The organism is Thiomonas sp. FB-6, from assembly GCF_000377645.1.
GTDB lineage: Bacteria > Pseudomonadota > Gammaproteobacteria > Burkholderiales > Burkholderiaceae_C > Thiomonas_A.
In genome coordinates this window covers 191,434-208,939 of sequence record NZ_KB898472.1, presented here as the reverse complement: position 1 = coordinate 208,939, position 17,506 = coordinate 191,434, and the positions used below count along the sequence as shown (strand labels likewise).

The following is a 17,506-nucleotide window of genomic DNA, read 5'->3' as shown; positions in this document are numbered from 1 at the left end:
TAATCTGGGTATAAGGCATCCGGTGGCGGCGCGCAACGCGACCTGCCGCGAGTGTCGGACGCGAACCGACCGAAAGGAGAACGACATGATGTGGTACGGACACCCCGGTGGATGGGGATGGGGTTACGGGATGATGGGCGGCTTCGGCTGGGTGTTCATGCTGCTGCTGGTCATCGTCGTCGTGGCGCTCGTGGTGGGACTGCTGCGCGACGTGTTCATCGGCATGCGTGGGCATCACGCCACGCCGAGGGTCCCGGGGTCTTCGGCACGAGCCATCCTGGACGAGCGTTATGCGCGGGGGGAGATCGACGCCGACGAATACAAGCGCCGGCGCGCCGACCTGGACCTGCATTGAATCGGATTTTCTGTTCGCAAAGGAGCGAATCATGATCAAGTGGAACAAGCGTGCGGCGCTCGGCCTGGTGGCCGCGCCGATGATGATCCTCGCCGCGGCCGCGCTTCCTGCCCTGGCGGCAGGAACGGCCAGCGCTCCCGCGACGACCTCGCAGTCCGACGTCTACGGCCCGGGCTACGGCTACGGCATGGGCCCGGGCATGATGGGCGGCTATGGTCCGGGCTATGCGGGCGGTGCTTGGCAGCGTGGAGCCGTGGGTCCGCACCCGCGGGGATGGGCACATGGCGGCTACGGTGGCTTCGGTCCCGGCATGATGGGAGGCTATGGCGGCTACGGCGGCTACGGCGGCTACGGCGGCTACGGTCCGGGGATGATGGCGCGCTATGGCGGCTTCGGCCCCGGGATGATGGGAGGCTACGGGGGCTATGGCGGCTTCGGTCCGGGGATGATGGCGGGCTACGGCGGCTACGGTCCCGGCATGATGGGCGGCTTCGGCGGCTACGGGGGATGGGGCGTGAATCCCCAGCTCAGTGACGCGCAGCGCACGAAGCTCGTGGGTATCGAGAAAGCCTTATTCGACAAGCAGTGGCCGCTGATGCAGTCCATGCAGAAGGTCATGTTCGAGTCCTGGGGGCAGGCCGTCGGCAACAAGCTCGATGTCGACGCGATCATGAAGCGCGCCACTGCGCTGTCGAACGTGCGACTGCAGATGCTGCGCAACCGTCTCGAGGCGGCCAGGCAGATCGACGCGGTGCTGACGCCGCAGCAGCACGAAAGCCTCGGCGACGCGCCTTGAGTCCAGCCCCGCCGGGCGGCCTGCGTGAGAAACCGAAATCCCCGCTTGCCGGCCCGGCGGAACCTCGGCGAGCCCCGGCGCCCTTCGGGGCGCCTGACGTAACTCGCCAAACAGGAGTATGCGATGAAACCGACGGTCAGGCGCCGCGCGCGCGGCGCCTTCGTGATGGCGGCCCTGCTGGCCGCGGCCTGGGGCACCAGCGCCCAGGCGCAAATGGCCGGTGGAGGTTACGGAGCTTACGGCGGCATGATGGGCGGCGGCATGATGGGTTTCGCCCAGTCCGACCGGCCCGTCGAGCCCGGCTGGGGCGGGGCGGTGCTGGATTACGCGCAGGTGCGTGACTTCCTGGCCGGCAGCGCGCAGGGCGCCCGGGTGGACGCTCGCAGCAACACGGTGACCTACAGCGGCCGTGACGTGCGCATCGCGATGGTCGCCCTGCAGCCCGGCCACCCGGACCAGACCTTCGAGGTGGCAGGGTTGACCAACCCGACGCTGGTGGTTCCTCGCGGCGCCACCGTGCGCATCGACCTGGTCAACATGGACTACGGCGGCAACATGGAGCACGGGCTGATCATTACACCGGTTCCGCCGCCCTATCCCTACATGTCCATGATGGCGGCCGGCCCGGGGCTGGTGCAGCTCGAGCCCTTGCTGCCGTGGCGCAGCGACAGTCGCCTGCAGGCTGCAAGCTATGCGGCGCTTTCCACCAGCTTCGTCGCCGGCGAGCCGGGAACGTACTGGAACGTGTGCCCGACACCCGAGCATGCCGAGAAGGGCATGGTTGGCCGATTCATCATCCGGTGATGTCGGAACGCGGCTTGCCCGGCCTCGGTACGGCAGGTGCGGCGCGAATCTGACGCAATTGTCATCGCACGGTCATCGGCGTGTCGGGAACCGAGGGCGATCATGTCTGAAAACGCAGGCCCAGCGCGCCTGTCCGCATCCCTGATTCGCCCGGAGATCGACGACCATGCAAGCCTCACGAAGCCTTTCCTTCGTCTCGTTGCGCCGTGCCGCCGCGGTGCTGGCTCTGGCCGGCGTCGTGGGCGGGGCGCTGTTCTGGGTGTCCCACGCCCGGGCCACGCAGCTCGCGGTGCCCGATGAACCGCGCATTCCGGCCGGCGCGCCGATACGAAGCTGGGCCGACAATGGCCAAGGGGGCATGTCCCTGCTGCAGATCATCGGCGGCATCGAGCTTCCGCGCGGAGCGACGCTGCGCGGAACCGTGACCGGCGACACGAACTGCGCGCCCGACCCGCGGGGCCTGAGCCATTGCCACAACGGGATCGACCTCGACAACGGCACGCGCATCCTGGTGCTTCATACCCACGCGATGATGCAGCATCCTTGCCTGGAACCGGGGCAGAGAGTTACCGTCACGGGCTTTACAGGCAACTGGATCATCGCGCGCACGGCAGCGGCGTAGCCGCTGCGCGGTGCCCTCGCCGGGGCACCGGCCGCCCGACGGCCGCGGTTACCTCGCGCCGGCCTGCTGCGCGTGGACCCGGCCCACGAGGTAATCGACGGCTTGCAGGATGCGGCCGTCGGTCGGGGTCTGCGGAAGGTCGCCCGAGACCTCGTAGGTGCCTTCCACCGCCATGGTCGGTACGCCGTCGATGCCATAGTCGTTCATCATCTGCGTGGCGCGTCGGGCCTGCATGGCCACGCCGAAGGAGTTGAAGGTCGCAAGGAAGGTCTGCCTGGCGATGCCGTGCGCGGCCAGCCACGTGGCCATCTGGTCCGGAGTGTTCAGCGCGATGTGCTGTTCATGAATGGCCTGGAAGATGGCACCCTGCAGGCTGTCCACCTTGCCCAGCGCGAGCAGCGTGTAGTAGAGCTTTTGCTGCGGGATGAACTTCGCCGTGAAGGCCACTGGAACGCGTTCGACCACCACGTAGGCCGGCTGCCTGCGGACCCACGCGTCGAGTTCGGGCTCAAGCGCATTGCAGTGCGGACAGTTGTACCAGAAGAACTCCGTGACCACGACCTTGCCCGGGTGCCCCACCGGCTGGCGCGCGGACAGCTCGTTGTAGCCCGTGCCCCTCTGGAAGGGTTCGGCGGCTTGCGTGATCGTGGCGCCCACGGCGATCGCGAGAAGCATGGTGAGCAGGGCGAGGAGGCGTTGTATCGGATGTCCATTCATGATCAGGTTCTCGAATAGGTGAGGCGTGCGGCGTCGGTTCGCCGCAGCAAACCGTAGCCGTGATCGACGGGATGACCTTTGACTTGAAGCAGCGGGAATCCATGTCAGGCCGGCCTCGGGGCCGCGTGCCCTCGAACGTGACAGGATCGTCATCGCGCGGTCATGTGCCCGATGGAAATGAATGCCTAGACTGTAGATGATCAGCCAATGAGTCGAGGCTCCGGGCGAGCCTGCGATCGCGGACCCCGCGCCGCCTGGATGCGCGAGGGTCGAAGCAATCCCGATCAGGAGGGAACACGATGGACGACCGAACGTACGAGCAGCCGACGAAGCAAGCGCATGCGGTCTCGCATCGACGCGAACACGCCCATGCGCACCAACACCAACATGGGAGCGGGCATGATGAGGGCGCATCGATGCACGCCGAGCATGCCGGAAGCGCGCCCGGCGCGCGGTATACGTGCCCGATGCACCCCGAGGTCGTCAGCGATGCTCCGGGCGCCTGTCCCAAGTGCGGCATGGCGCTGGAGCCCGTGATGCCGGCGGCGCCGGCGTCGCGCACGCAGTGGGTGTGCCCGATGCACCCGGAGATCGTGCGCGATGCGCCGGGTTCGTGCCCGAAGTGCGGCATGGCGCTGGAGCCGCGCAGCGTGACCGCGGAGCCGGAGCGCAACCCGGAACTGGAGTCGATGACCCGGCGCTTCTGGGCCAGCCTCGTGCTTTCCATCCCCGTACTGGTGCTGGCGATGGGCCACGACGTTCCCGGCCTCGCGGCCACGCTCGGGTTGCATCAGGTCCGATGGTCGTGGGCCGAGGTCGCGCTGGCGTCGCCGGTGGTGCTGTGGGGCGGCTGGCCGTTCTTCGTCAAGGGCTGGGATTCGCTGCGCACGCGCAACCTGAACATGTTCACGCTGATCGCCCTCGGTGTCGGCGTGGCGTACCTGTACAGCATGGTGGCGCAATTGGCGCCGCAGATCTTTCCTCCGGCGTTCCGCGATCCGGCCACCGGTGCGGTGGACGTGTACTTCGAGGCGGCGGCGGTGATCGTGACCCTGGTGCTGCTGGGCCAGGTGCTGGAGCTGCGCGCGCGCAGCAATACCAATGCGGCGATCCGCGCGCTGCTGGGCATGGCGCCGAAGATGGCGCGGCGCATCGCGGCCGACGGCTCGGAATCGGACGTTCCGCTCGAGCAGGTGCAGGTGGGCGATCGGCTGCGCGTGCGTCCCGGCGAGAAGATCCCGGTGGACGGTGTGGTGGTGGAAGGCGCCTCGGCGGTGGATGAGTCGATGATCACCGGCGAGTCCATCCCGGCCGAGAAGTCGGGCGGCGACAAGGTGGTGGGCGCCACCGTCAACGGAAGCGGCTCGCTGATCATCGAGGCCCGGCGCGTGGGTTCCGACACGCTGCTGGCGCAAATCGTGCACATGGTGTCGGAGGCCTCGCGCAGCCGGGCGCCCATCCAGCGCCTGGCCGACGTCGCGGCGGCGTGGTTCGTGCCCATCGTGGTCGTGGTGGCGCTGCTGACCTTCGCGCTGTGGGCGTGGCTCGGCCCGGCGCCGTCCATGGCCTATGCCGTGATCAACGCGGTGGCCGTGCTGATCATCGCCTGCCCCTGCGCACTGGGCCTGGCCACCCCGATGTCCATCATGGTGGCCACGGGCAAGGGGGCAACTATGGGCGTGCTGTTCAAGAATGCCGAGGCCATCGAGACCCTGCGCAAGGTCGACACCCTGGTGGTGGACAAGACCGGCACCCTCACCGAAGGCAAGCCGCGCCTGCAGGAGGTGGTGCCGATGCAGGGCTGGGAAGCCGACGAGGTGCTGCGCCTGGCGGCCAGCCTGGAGCAGGGCAGCGAGCACCCGCTGGCGGCGGCTATCGTGCAGGGCGCGCAGCAGCGCAAGCTCGCGCTGGAGGCTGCCGCGGACTTCCAGGCCGCGGTGGGCAAGGGCGTCAGCGGGCGCATCGGCGGGCGCGAGGTATTGCTGGGCAACGCAGCGCTGCTGTCGGGGCACGGTATCGGCACCTCGGCGTTGGCCGCTCCGGCCGAGGTGCAGCGCACGCAGGGACGCACGGCCATGTTCCTGGCCGTCGACGGCCAGCCAGCCGGCCTGGTGGCGGTGGCCGACCCGGTCAAGGCCAGCACGCCGCAGGCGATTCGCGAATTGCACGACGACGGCTTGCGCATCGTGATGCTCACCGGAGACAACGAGACCACGGCGAAGGCCGTGGCCCGGGACCTGGGCATCGACGAGGTGATCGCCGGCGTGCTTCCCGAGCAGAAGGCGCAGCACGTCAAGCGCCTGCAGGCCGAGGGGCGCTTCGTCGCGATGGCCGGCGACGGCATCAACGACGCGCCGGCGCTGGCCCAGGCGCAGGTGGGCATCGCGATGGGCACCGGCACCGACGTCGCCATGGAAAGCGCCGGCGTGACGCTGATCCAGGGCGATCTGCGGGGCATCGCGCGCGCGCGCCACCTGAGCCGCGCCACGCTGACCAACATCCGCCAGAACCTGTTCTTCGCCTTTGTCTACAACAGCCTGGGCGTGCCGGTGGCAGCCGGCATCCTGTACCCCTTCTTCGGTGTCCTGCTGTCGCCGGTGATCGCCGCTGCGGCCATGTCCTTCAGTTCGGTCTCGGTGGTGGCCAACGCGTTGCGCCTGCGGCGGGCGGCGCTATAGGGCCGCGAGCGGCCAAGCGGCAAAATGCATGAGCCGACCCCAGCTTCCACGAGGAGAGTGTCATGAGTTCCTACGTCTTCAGCGTCCGCAGCCCGAAGGGCTTCGAGTCCACCGTGCAGGCCGCCACCGACGCGCTCAAGCAGGAGGGTTTCGGCGTGCTGACCACCATTGACGTGCAGGCCACGCTCAAGGCCAAGCTCGGCGTGGAACAGCGCCCGTACCTGATTCTCGGAGCCTGCAACCCCCATTTCGCGCACCAGGCCCTGCAGACCGACCCGGATATCGGGGCTCTGCTCCCCTGCAACGTGGTCGTGCGCGAGGATGCCGATGGCAGGGTCCATGTCGTGTTCATGGATCCGCAGGCGGTGCTGGGCATGGTCGCCCGGCCCGAGATCGAGAGTCTGGGTAGGGAGGTTCGTTCGAGGTTGCAGCGCGTGGCCGAGTCGCTGCGCGGCTGAGTCGCTCGGGCGAGGTTGGTCTGCCTGACGACGGCGCGGCCCTGTGGGGGACGCGTTGAATCGCAGCCGCGGCAGGTGACGCGCCGACGCGGCCTGAAGATGACAGCAATTTCACGCAGCCGTCATCGAGTCGACAGCACCGGAGGCATAGGCTCGTCTCGTAGGTCGGATGCGCGCATGGCGCGCTTCATGACCGACGCGATCCAAGTCTCTCACCCAAAGGTGTTGTCCCATGAAATCCTGGAATACGTCGCGTCTCGCGAGCAGCGCGAGCGTTCTGCCCCCGAGGACTGGCACTGTCGATGCAAGGCGCCGCGGGCTGGTGCTTGCATCGGGCATGCTGGTGGCTCCAGCGCTGCTTATGCGCGCCGCAGCTTCGCAAGGGCTGGGTCGGATGGGCCCCATGATGAACGCGCAGGCAGGCGCCGCACTACTTCCTGCTCGGCCTTTTCAGCGATCCCTTCCGATTCCGCCGCAACTGCGCGGCGACAGGCGCGACGGCGTGCTGCACTTCGCGTTGAGCGCGCAGGCGGGCGCCAGCGAACTGGTTGCCGGGTTGCGGACTCCTACCTGGGGTTACAACGGCTCCATGCTCGGTCCCGCGTTGGTCGTTCCTCGCGCACAGCCGGTGCGCGTGGAGGTGCGCAATGGGCTTGAGCAGTCGACGACCTTGCATTGGCATGGCGCCATCGTGCCGGGGGCGTCCGACGGAGGCCCGCACAGCCCGATACAGGCGGGAGGGACGCAGCGGGTCGGTTTCACGCTCGACCAACCGGGGGCGACATTGTGGTTTCATCCTCACCCCGACACGCGCACCGGTGCGCAGGCCTATGCGGGCCTGGCCGGGCTGTTGCTGGTCGATGACGGTGTGGATCGCCGCCTCGGGCTTCCGCATACCTGGGGCGTCGATGACATCCCGGTGATCGTCCAGGACCGCCGCATCGCGGCCGACGGCACGCTGCTCTACATGACCAGCATGCACGACCTGATGGGTATGAAGGGCGATCGCTTCCTGGTCAACGGGTGTGAGCAGCCCTATGTCTCGGTGCCGGCGCAACACGTTCGCCTGCGTCTGCTCAACGGCTCCAACGCCCGCATCTACAACTTTGCCTTCGACGACGGACGAGCTTTCCAGGTCGTCGCCTCCGATGCCGGACTGCTGGCTCGTCCCGCGGCGACCCGACGCCTGGTGCTCGCGCCGGGTGAGCGGGCGGAGGTCGTCGTCGATCTGTCCGGAGATCAGGGCAGGCAGCTGGTGCTGCAGAGCCGCTCCGCCGAGGTGGTCGATGCCCTCAACGGTTCGCCGATGGACTCCGACGCCTGGGACCAGAGCACCATCGACTTGCTGCAGTTGCGCGTCGGCGCGCCCAGCGGGGCGCAATCCGGCGTTCCCGCGAAGCTGGCCGAGATCGATCCGCTTGCCGTCGCGGCGGCCAGGGTGCGGCGCTTCACCCTCCAGGGCATGCGCATGGGCTCGATGATGGGTGGGCCGCGCAACGTGGACCGCGGCGCCCCGATCCACTCGGGCCCGGGCGGCATGAGCCTCGGCGTGGGCGGCCAGAACCTGTTTTCGATCAACGATCAATTCATGCAAATGAACCGGATCGACCAACGCGCCCGCCTGGGCGGCGTGGAGATCTGGGAACTGCGCAACGAGGCCCACATGGCGCACCCGATCCACGTGCATGGCGTGTCATACCAGGTGTTGTCGCGCGATGGCGCGAGCCCGCCCGAGTGGGAACGCGGCCACAAGGACACGGTGCTCGTGCACCGCGGCGAGACGGTGCGCCTGGCCATGCGTTTCACGCAGCGGGCCGACGAGGCGCATCCCTACATGTACCACTGCCACATCCTCGAGCACGAGGGCAACGGAATGATGGGGCAGTTCACGGTGCTCTGATCTGACCAAAACGTAACCCGCACGTCATCTCCGCGTTCGCAGCCGCGGCCTAGAGTGGATCGCAAGAACGCCAGGCTTGCGCGGGTCGCCCGCAGGGGGGCGGAGCGCCACAACCGAATGGAGGTTGAAATGCAATGGCTTGAACAGAACTGGCTCTTCGTGCTGCTCGGTGCGGGAGTGATCTTCTTCATGATGCGCGGTGGCGGCATGGGCTGCGGCATGGGGGGCGGCGGTCACGGGGGGCAGGGAGGCGGGCAGGGCGGGGGCCCTAGCGGCGCTTCGCCGCACGACCATGGCTCGGCGCCGATGCAGGCGCAGGCCGTCGATCCGGTGAGCGGCCGCCCGGTGGACCCATCCACCGCGGTCAGCACGGTGTATCGCGGCGTGCCCGTGTACTTCGAATCACGCGAGAACCGCGACCGCTTCGAAGCCTCTCCCGGGCAGTTCGCGCTGCCGCAGGCGCAGCAGCTCCAGTCTCACCGCCACGGCGCTTGCTGAGGGATCGGAATGGGCTGCGCCGGGGCGGCAAGCGGCAAGCGCACCCGGGCAGGCCACGGCGGGCGCCCTCCTTCAGGCGCGATGCATGAACTCACCAAGGAGTACGAGATGAAGACCAAGGATCCGGTTTGCGGCATGGATATCGATTCCACCGCGGCCTTCGCCACCGAGCATCACGGCGGCCAGACCTACTACCTGTGCTCGGCGTCGTGCCGCGACAAGTTCCGCCAGGATCCTGCACGCTACGTGCAGGCGGCACAGCCCGCAGCCGCGCAGGCGGGCGACTGCGGGCACGCCGGACACTCGGGGCACGGCTGCTGCAAGTAGGCCGGCGATGAGAAACCCCAGCTTCCGTGCAGGCACCGCTTCCCGGGGCGACATCCGGCGAGCCAGCGGCCACGGCGTGAGCCGCATGGCCCTGGCCGTGCTGCTGGCCGCCGCTTTCGTGCAGGCGCTCGGATACAGCGCGTGGATGCCCCTGCTGCCCCTCTATCTGCGCAGTTACGTCGCGCCGGGAAGCACGACCGAGATCGCAGGTAACGTGGGGCTGCTCAGCGGAGCCTATACCCTGGCCTTGTTCGCCAGCGCGGCGTGGTGGGGGCGTCTTTCGGACCGGCACGGTCGGCGCCTGGTACTGATGGGCGGATTCGCCGTCTACCTTGCCGGCATGTTCGGCTCCGCCCCGGCCGCGAGCCTGGCGCAGGCCTACATGGCCCGAATCCTGTCGGGCGTGGGTGCCGCCGCTGTGATCCCGGCGGCGCAGGCCTATCTGGCCGACGTCAGCGACCGCCCGGCGCGCAATCGCCGATTCGCCCTGCTGGCCAGCGCCAGCTTCATCGGCTTCGTCACCGGCCCGCTGGTCGGAACATGGCTGGCCGGGCCGGTGATGGGCATGAGCACGCAGGCCATGCCCTGGATGGTGAAACTGCCCCTGGCGGTCGTGGCCGTGCTGGGGGTCATGCTCCTGCCCCTGCTGGCGTGGAGCCTGCGCGCGCCGGGGCCGCGGGCCATCGAGGAGGCGGGCACCACGTCGGTCGTGCGCGACCGGCGTTTCGCATGGACCAGCATGATCCTGGCAGGCCTCGCCGCCTATGCGGTCGGCAGCTTCGAGACCGGCTTCAACCTGCTTGGTGCGATGCGCCTGGGAGCAGCAGTCGGAGCCGTCGCCTTGTTGTTCGTCGCGTGCAGCGGCTTCATGCTGGTAGCGCAGGGGTTGCTCGCCTGGGGCCCGCTGCGCGAACGCTTCGAGCGTCGCTGGATGGCCGCGGTGTTGGCGGCCGGCGCGGGCTTCATGCTGGCGGCGCCACGCATGCCGAGCATGCTTTCGCTGGGCATGACGGTCGCGGCCGTGGCGCTGAGCATCGGCCTGGTCGCGCCTTCGCTGGCCTACGCCTTGCTGGACCATGACCCCGGGGCCAAGGGCGTCAAGCTCGGCCGCCTGGCCGCTGCGGGCAACCTGGGGCAGGCGCTGGGTGCCTTCGTCTCGGGTGGGCTGTTCACCTTGCGTCCCGAAGCGCCGTTCGTCGCGGCCGCGATCTTGCTGCTGGGCGGATCCGCGGGCGCTTGGCTGTACTGGAGACCGCGCACGCCTGCGCGCGTCGAGGCTTCGTGAAAGGAGTGCGTTGATCATGGCTTCGTGGCTCTATTACTTGCTGGTCGCAGGATTCTTCGTGTTGCTCATGCGCTTCGGCTGCGGCGCCCACGTGATGGGCCGCAGTCCCAAGCGTCAGCCGCCCGACATGCCGGCGGCCCCACCCGGTGAAGCAGGCCTGAGCGTCCCGGCCCGTGTTTCGCGGCCCGCACGCCTGCCCGTGGTCGCACTGGGCATGAGCCTCAGGCTGTTCCTGGCGTTGACCTTCGTGGCCTGTGTGGGCTTCGACCTGTTGTTTCCCGCGCAGGCCATGGCCAAGGTGTGGATGCCGCTGCTGCCGGGCTTCACCTGGCTCAACTGGGGCAGCTTCCTGCTTGGGGTACTCGAGAGCGTGGCCTACGGCTGGTACGTCGCGCTGATCTTCGGGCCCTTGTACAACTACTTCTCGTCCGCCATGTCTGGTTGAAGCCGGCCGCCTCGTCATGCCCCACACCACTCGATCCACGACATCCCGCCGGACGGCGTCCGCTGCCCGGACCGACATGGCCGCCACGGGTTCTGCGCTCGGTGCGCGCACGGTGCGCACGCCACCCGCGGTGTCCGCAGTCCCTGCGCGCACGGCTCCCGTCGGGCGTGTGCCGTCCGCTGCCGATACCCTCGACTACGCCCGCGATGTGTGCGAGCGCTGGGTGTTGTTCTGGGACACGCTGCGCCAGCGCGCCGACGACATGATCGAGCATGAGCGCGCGGGCAAGCCGCTGCTGCTGGACTTCGACTACGAGACCCTGCTCGATGCCCGGCCTTTCGATCGGCCGGTCAACTACGCCCTGCTGCGCATCACGCGCATCGGCGATTCGCGCTGCGAGGAGTGCGTCGACGCTGCGAACAGGCCCCCCGTGATCGTGCTCGATCCGCGAGCCGGGCATGGCCCAGGAATTGGCGGCTTCAAGCGCGATTCGGAGATCGGCATGGCCATGCGCGAGGGCCATCCCGTGTACTTCGTGACATTCTTTCCCGAACCATGCGCGGGACAGACCCTGGCGGACGTGCTGCACGCGCTGCGGCGCTTTGTCGAACATGTCGCGGCGCGGCATCCGGGCAAGCCGCCGGTGCTGTACGGCAATTGCCAGGCCGGATGGGCCGTCGCGCTGCTGGCGGCCGACTGCCAGGGCCTGAGCGGACCGGCGGTGCTCAACGGCTCCCCGCTGTCGTACTGGGCCGGCGAGCCGGGAATCAACCCCATGCGCACGGCCGCGGGCTTCACGGGCGGCGCCTGGCTGGTGCACTGGCTGGCCGACCTCGGGGATGGGCGCTTCGACGGGGCCTGGCTGGTCGCCAACTTCGAGAACCTCAAACCCGAAGCCGTCTGGGACAAGTATGCCGGACTCTTCACCGACGTGGATGCCGAGCGAGACCGCTTCCTGCAATTCGAACGCTGGTGGAGCGGCTTCTACCTGCTCAGCCGGGAGGAGATCCTGGCCATCGTCGAAAACCTGTTCATAGGCGACCGCGTCGAGCAGGGAACCTTCCGCGTGTGCGAATGCTGCTACGCGGATCTGCGCCAGGTGCGCAACCCGCTGGTCATCTTCGCTTCATGGGGGGACAACATCACGCCGCCGCACCAGGCGCTGGGATGGATCGCCGCGGTGTACAGGAACACGGCCGAGCTCAAGGCCGCCGGCCAGCGCATCGTCTACCTGACCAACCCGCATGTCGGCCACCTGGGGATCTTCGTCTCCGCCCAAGTCGCGCGCCTGGAGCATCGCGCCATTCTGGAGAGCCTGAAGCAGGTCGAGGAGCTGGAGCCGGGCCTGTACGAGATGCGTATCGACAATCCCTCGGGCGATGCGGATGCACGCCGACCGTCCTATTCCGTGCACTTCGAGCCGCGTGAGGTTTCCGACCTGAAGTTTTCCAGAGCGCCGGACGAATTCCGGCAGGTGCGTGCGTGGTCCGAATTCCATGAAACCCTGTATCGCGAATGCTTCAGTCCGTGGGTACGCGCCCTGGCCAACCCCTGGAGCAGTGAACTGATGCAACGTCTGCATCCGATGCGCACGAGTCGCTACGGGCTGTCCGCGCGATTCCTGCCATGGATGGCCTGGCTCGAGCCGTGGGCGCGGGAACTTCGCCAGCAGCGCACGGCACTTGCGCCCGAGCATCCCTGGCTGAGCGCCGAACGCGCGGCGATGAGGCAGGTCAGCGAGGTGATCCGGACATGGCGCGTGGCCCGGGACACGCTCCAGGAGCGCAGCTTCGCGGCGTTGTTCGCACCGACCGGAACGCCGGCCAGCGCCACCGCGGCCAAGGCCGCGGCACCGGTGAGGCGCACCCGCCGAGCTGCTCCGAGGACGCGCTGAAAAACGCGCCCGGCACGCCCTGCGTTGCGAGGTGGAGGCCTTGCGCGATGAACTGCGCCAATGGCGTATCGAACTGACCAGCCGCCGACCCGAGAGTTCCGGTCCCGAGGGGCTGCACACCGTGCACGACGATTCCAAGGTGCAACCGTGCAACGGGGTCACGGGGCCTTCGTTGCCGCGCCGGGCCTGGATAGAATGCGATTGTCGCTCGCCTAGATCCCATGAAGCTGCTGCGTGACTTCCTGCTGGCCCTCGTGCTCGTCGCCGTGTCGACGAGTGGCGGCGGCGCGCTCGCGGGGGCTGCCATGGCCGGACAGGCCTGTCCGCGGGCGAGCGTCGTGCGGGGCGCGGCGGTGTTCGCGCCACGCATCGCGCAGCCTGTGCGGTTCCAGGCCATCACCCGCGTGGGCCCTCACGCTTCGATGGTCGCCGCGCATGACGTGGCGCAGCACGCGTGCCACGGAACCTGCGCCCTCACGCTGGCCGCGGCGCCCGCTCCGATGGCTCTGCGCTTCCCGAGGCGGCGCGGGAGCTTGCGCCCACGCGCGGTACGTTGGCTACCGGCGGTGCGCATCGACACACTCTACCGTCCCCCCAGGGCCTGAATCGGCGTTTCCCGAACACGGCGTTGGGCCCTTGTGCCCATCCCGATTGCCGACGACCAGGGACTCCGGGGGCTCCACGCCCGCTGGCTCCCGGACGACAACCGATGGAGGTGTTTCCATGCGTGTCCCAATTCGCTGGGCGGCTGCCGCCGCCATGGTGGTGGCCATGGCTGCGGCAGCGTCCTACTTCTTCCTGACCGACAGCCCGCGTGCCCCGCGCGCGACGTTCTCGCTGCTTTCGGGGCGTACGCTGAGTACGCGCCAACTGCGCGGCAAGGTCTACGTGGTGGATTTCTGGGCCACGAGCTGCGCCACGTGCATCGCGGAGATGCCGCAGATGATCCAGACCTACCAACGCTTTCGCGGCAAGGAGTTCGAATTCATTGCCGTGGCGATGAGCTACGACCCCGCCCACTACGTAGCAGACTACAGCAGCACGAGGCATCTGCCCTTCCAGGTCGCATTGGACAAAAGCGGTCAGGTGGCGAAGGCGTTCTACGACGTACGCATGACTCCCACGACCTTCCTGGTGGATAAGCAGGGCCACGTGGTCAAGCGCATTCTCGGCCGTCCGGATTTCGCCACGCTCGATGCCCTGATCCGCGACGAACTGGCGCGCCCGGCGTGAGCATGACGATGAACACTTCCTTCTGGATCGAGGCCGGGCTGGCGATGGCTGCCGGTGCGCTGCTCAACCTCACGCCGTGCGTACTTCCGGCGGTTCCCATCAAGGTGCGCACCATCCTGCGCGAGGCGGGCGACGCGGCCGGTTCGCGGGCCCTGTCGGCGGTCTTGTTCACCCTGGGCTCGGTTTCGTTTTTCGCGGCTCTCGGGCTGCTCACCGCGCTCGCGCACCTGCAATGGGGCGTGCTGTTCCAGTCACGCTGGGTGCTGGCGGGGCTGGTGCTGATGCTTGTCCTGCTCGCGGCGGCCAGCTTCAGCGGGCGCTCGCTACCGATCCCCGGCGGGCTGGCACAGCTGGGAGGCACACGCTATTTCGAGCCCTTCGCATCGGGCATGGCCGGGGGCATCCTGTCGACTCCGTGCACCGGACCGCTGCTGGGCGGCGTGCTGGTGTTCGCGCTGACCCGGCCCACGCTCGACATCGTCACCCTGTTCGTCGCTATCGGCCTGGGCATGGCCCTGCCGTACGTGCTGCTGCTGCTTCGCCCTTCATGGTTGCAGCGCCTGCCGCGGGCCGGTGCATGGACCGAGGTGGTTCGGCACAGCTTCGGCTGGCTGCTGCTCGCGGCGGCGCTGTTCTTCGTGCAAAGCCTGCTGCCGGGCTGGCTGGCCAATGCGCTGTGGCTGCTCTGGCTCGCCGCGCTGGCGGTGTGGGTCCTGTTCGTCGCGACGCGTACCCGCGACCGGCGCAGCCGGTGGGCGGCGGCGCTCGCGGCGGTGCCGGCGCTGGTGCTCGCCTACTTCGGCTCAGGGGTCTGGCCCGTGGCGGGGAAGGGCATGCCGTGGCAACCGCTTCGCGCCGACGCCGTTGCGCAGCTCTCCGCGCTGCACCGGCCGGCGCTGGTCGAGTTCACCGCGGCATGGTGCCTGAACTGCCGGGTCATGGAACGCACGGTCTACCGCGACCCCGCGGTGTTGAAGGCGGTGCGTGAATCCGGCGCGGTCGCGTTTCAGGCCGACCTGACCCGTCCGGACCCCGCGTTGCAGCAACTGCTCACGCGTTATGGCGGAGCAGGGCTGCCGTTCCTGGCGGTGCTCGACAGCCGGGGCCGGGAGGTCGGCCATTTCTCCGGCCTGTTCACCAGCGGCGCGTTGATCGGCCGCCTGCACGAACTGCCCACCTCGATCGTGTCCACCTACGCCGGGGCGCCGCGCGACTCGGCGGACGAGGTGGGCGCCCGCGTGACCTCGACGCCGGCCGGGGCGCTGGTGACGCTCGACATCGCGCGAGGATGGCACGTGTACTCCAACCCGCCCTCTACGCCGTACCTGATCCCGGCCAGCGTGACCGTCTTTCGTGCGGGGCGTGCGCTGCCGATCACTCCGCGCTATCCGCCGGGCCAGAACATCGGCATGCGCATCGAAGGGCAAACCATCCTGGTCTACGAGAACGGGACAATGATCGACCTGCCAGGGCTGACCGACTTGCGCGCTGTGCAGGTGCGGGTGCGGGTGCAGGCCTGCAAGGATTCGGGCTTGTGCCTGCCGCCGGCGATCTTCGTGGCAAGACCTCCGTCGAGTTGATCCGAGCGGCATGACATCCGGGACGCCGCAGATGACAAAACTGTCATCTGTCGGTCATGCTCCGGAAAGTATGGTGTTTTTAGCATGCGTTGCTCGGGGTGGACAGCGTCCGCTCCACAACGGTCCGCGTGGCAAGACCTTGCCGCGCGGCGAATTCCTTCAAAAATCGAGGAATCCATGCAACGCTCATTCCCAGATGCGCTCCGTGGGGCTGGAATCGCCCGGCGCCGCTTCGTCCAGGGCCTGGCCGCCGGCGGCGTGCTGTTCGGCCTGCCCACGCTGGCTGCTCGTGCGCAGGGGCGCCCCGCGCTCACGCACAGCGGCAGCGCCCCGGAGCTTCGCGGCACCGAATTCGACCTGGTGATCGCCGAGACCCCGGTGAACTTCACCGGGCACGCGCGCATGGCCACCACCGTCAACGGCTCGTTGCCCGGGCCCACGCTGCGCTGGCGCGAAGGCGACACGGTGACCATTCGCGTCACCAACCGCATGGCCCGCATGACGTCGATCCACTGGCACGGCATGATCCTGCCCTATCAGATGGACGGCGTGCCGGGCTTGAGCTTCACCGGCATCGCTCCCGGGCAGACCTTCGTCTACCGGTTCAAGGTCCAGCAGTCGGGAACCTTCTGGTATCACTCGCACGCCGGCATGCAGGAGCAGACCGGGCTGTATGGTGCGATCGTCATCGATCCGGCCCAGGGCAGTCGCGTGCAGTCGGACAGCGACCACGTGGTGCTGCTGTCGGACTGGATGGACGAGGATCCGATGCGCGTGCTGGCGAAGCTCAAGGCCGACAGCGGTTTCGACAACTACCACGAGCCCACGGCGGTGGATTTCTTCGAGGACGTCAAGCGCAACGGCCTGCGCGCGGCGCTGGACAAGCGCGCCATGTGGCAGCAAATGCGCATGAGCTGGGGCGACCTGGCGGACATCTCGGGCGCCACGCTGACCTACCTGGCCAATGGCACCACGCCGGCCGGCAACTGGACGGCTCAGGTCAACCCAGGCAAGGTCGCGCGCCTGCGCTTCATCAACGGTGCCGGCAACACCTTCTACGACGTGCGCATCCCGGGCTTGAAGCTCACCGTGGTGTCCACCGACGGCCAGGAGGTCGAGCCGGCGACGGTGGACGAGTTCCGCTTCGGCCCTGGCGAGACCTACGACGTGCTGGTGCGCCCGACCGACGATGCCTACACGATCTTTGCGCAGAGCATGGACCGCACCGGCTACGCGCGCGGCACGCTGGCGGCGCGGCCGGGGCTGAGCGCACCGGTTCCGCCGATGGACCCGCGCCAGAACCTGACCATGCTGGACATGGGCATGGGGTCGATGTCGGGCATGTCGGGGATGTCGGGGATGTCGGGGATGGACATGGGGTCGTCGCCGGCTGCGCGCCACGCGCCCACCGAGTACGGTCCCGGCGTGGACGCCCGCGTCGACAGCCCGCGCACCAACCTGGACGACCCCGGAGTGGGCCTTCGCGGCAACGGCCGGCGCGTGTTGACCCTGGCCGATCTGCACACCATCGGCGGCCCGCTCGATGCGCGCGAGCCCGGGCGCACGCTGGAGTTCCACCTCACCGGCAACATGGAGCGCTATGTCTGGTCCATCGACGGGGTGACCTTCGGCGACTCCGCGCCGATCCTGTTCCACCACGGCGAGCGCCTGCGCGTCACGCTGGTCAACGACACCATGATGACCCACCCGATGCACATGCACGGCATGTGGAGCGAGGTCGAGGACGCGAAGGGGCGGTTCCTGGTGCGCAAGCACACGGTACCGGTGCAGCCGGCGCAGCAGATCAGCTACCGCGTCACGGCCGACGCCGTGGGGCGCTGGGCCTGGCACTGCCACATGATGATGCACATGGATGCGGGAATGTTCCGCGAAATCCTGGTGGCCTGAGGAAAC

General features: G+C 68.4%; 17 protein-coding genes. 16 read left to right on the top strand and 1 reads right to left on the bottom strand.

The window, feature by feature from the left end; genetic code table 11:
* Positions 1-85 precede the first annotated feature (85 nt).
* From D466_RS0104765 to D466_RS0104750, 4 genes are all read left to right on the top strand, one after another.
* Positions 86-355 carry an SHOCT domain-containing protein gene (locus tag D466_RS0104765; protein WP_038165246.1) on the top strand — a complete coding sequence of 90 codons (270 nt, stop codon included), beginning with the start codon at positions 86-88 and terminating at the stop codon, positions 353-355.
* A gap of 31 nt (positions 356-386) precedes the next feature.
* Entirely contained in the window at positions 387-1,151 is a 765-nt protein-coding gene (locus D466_RS24405; RefSeq protein ID WP_196803422.1) for a hypothetical protein, read from the top strand.
* A 123-nt stretch (positions 1,152-1,274) separates the two neighbouring features.
* Positions 1,275-1,955, top strand: a complete 681-nt coding sequence (locus tag D466_RS20570) for a hypothetical protein (RefSeq protein WP_018912565.1) — start codon at positions 1,275-1,277, stop codon at positions 1,953-1,955.
* A 166-nt stretch (positions 1,956-2,121) separates the two neighbouring features.
* On the top strand, positions 2,122-2,577 hold the full coding sequence (locus D466_RS0104750; protein WP_156004010.1) for a hypothetical protein: 456 nt from the start codon (positions 2,122-2,124) through the stop codon (positions 2,575-2,577).
* Positions 2,578-2,625: 48 nt separating this feature from the next.
* On the opposite strand, the gene D466_RS0104745 is transcribed toward D466_RS0104750, so the two are convergent.
* The gene (locus D466_RS0104745) at positions 2,626-3,252 is read right to left on the bottom strand and encodes a thiol:disulfide interchange protein DsbA/DsbL (protein ID WP_018912563.1); all 627 of its coding nucleotides are present in this window, start codon (positions 3,250-3,252) and stop codon (positions 2,626-2,628) included.
* Positions 3,253-3,761: 509 nt separating this feature from the next.
* Here D466_RS0104745 and D466_RS0104735 point away from each other — a divergent pair.
* The 12 genes from D466_RS0104735 (at position 3,762) to D466_RS0104680 (ending at position 17,500) form a co-directional block, all read left to right on the top strand.
* Positions 3,762-5,972, top strand: coding sequence for a copper-translocating P-type ATPase (locus D466_RS0104735; protein WP_018912562.1), 2,211 nt, complete (start codon positions 3,762-3,764; stop codon positions 5,970-5,972).
* 62 nt (positions 5,973-6,034) lie between these two features.
* On the top strand, positions 6,035-6,430 hold the full coding sequence (locus D466_RS0104730; RefSeq protein ID WP_018912561.1) for a DUF302 domain-containing protein: 396 nt from the start codon (positions 6,035-6,037) through the stop codon (positions 6,428-6,430).
* 403 nt (positions 6,431-6,833) lie between these two features.
* The gene (locus D466_RS0104725; protein ID WP_231385658.1) at positions 6,834-8,330 is read left to right on the top strand and encodes a multicopper oxidase family protein; all 1,497 of its coding nucleotides are present in this window, start codon (positions 6,834-6,836) and stop codon (positions 8,328-8,330) included.
* 129 nt (positions 8,331-8,459) lie between these two features.
* Complete coding sequence (locus tag D466_RS20565; protein ID WP_018912559.1) at positions 8,460-8,828, top strand: hypothetical protein; 369 nt, start codon at positions 8,460-8,462, stop codon at positions 8,826-8,828.
* Positions 8,829-8,909: 81 nt separating this feature from the next.
* Positions 8,910-9,155 carry a YHS domain-containing protein gene (locus D466_RS0104715; RefSeq protein WP_018912558.1) on the top strand — a complete coding sequence of 82 codons (246 nt, stop codon included), beginning with the start codon at positions 8,910-8,912 and terminating at the stop codon, positions 9,153-9,155.
* Positions 9,156-9,162: 7 nt separating this feature from the next.
* Complete coding sequence (locus D466_RS20560) at positions 9,163-10,440, top strand: MFS transporter (protein ID WP_081629813.1); 1,278 nt, start codon at positions 9,163-9,165, stop codon at positions 10,438-10,440.
* A 16-nt stretch (positions 10,441-10,456) separates the two neighbouring features.
* The gene (locus tag D466_RS0104705) at positions 10,457-10,885 is read left to right on the top strand and encodes a hypothetical protein (protein ID WP_018912556.1); all 429 of its coding nucleotides are present in this window, start codon (positions 10,457-10,459) and stop codon (positions 10,883-10,885) included.
* A gap of 76 nt (positions 10,886-10,961) precedes the next feature.
* Positions 10,962-12,779, top strand: coding sequence for a DUF3141 domain-containing protein (locus D466_RS0104700; protein WP_369759394.1), 1,818 nt, complete (start codon positions 10,962-10,964; stop codon positions 12,777-12,779).
* 221 nt (positions 12,780-13,000) lie between these two features.
* Positions 13,001-13,384 (top strand): hypothetical protein, encoded by a 384-nt coding sequence (locus D466_RS0104695; protein WP_018912554.1) that lies wholly within the window; start codon positions 13,001-13,003, stop codon positions 13,382-13,384.
* Between the two features lie 118 nt (positions 13,385-13,502).
* Positions 13,503-14,012, top strand: a complete 510-nt coding sequence (locus tag D466_RS0104690; RefSeq protein ID WP_026284886.1) for a TlpA disulfide reductase family protein — start codon at positions 13,503-13,505, stop codon at positions 14,010-14,012.
* 8 nt (positions 14,013-14,020) lie between these two features.
* Complete coding sequence (locus D466_RS20555; RefSeq protein WP_018912552.1) at positions 14,021-15,592, top strand: cytochrome c biogenesis protein CcdA; 1,572 nt, start codon at positions 14,021-14,023, stop codon at positions 15,590-15,592.
* Between the two features lie 177 nt (positions 15,593-15,769).
* Positions 15,770-17,500, top strand: a complete 1,731-nt coding sequence (locus D466_RS0104680) for a copper resistance system multicopper oxidase (protein WP_018912551.1) — start codon at positions 15,770-15,772, stop codon at positions 17,498-17,500.
* The last annotated feature ends 6 nt before the right edge of the window (positions 17,501-17,506 follow it).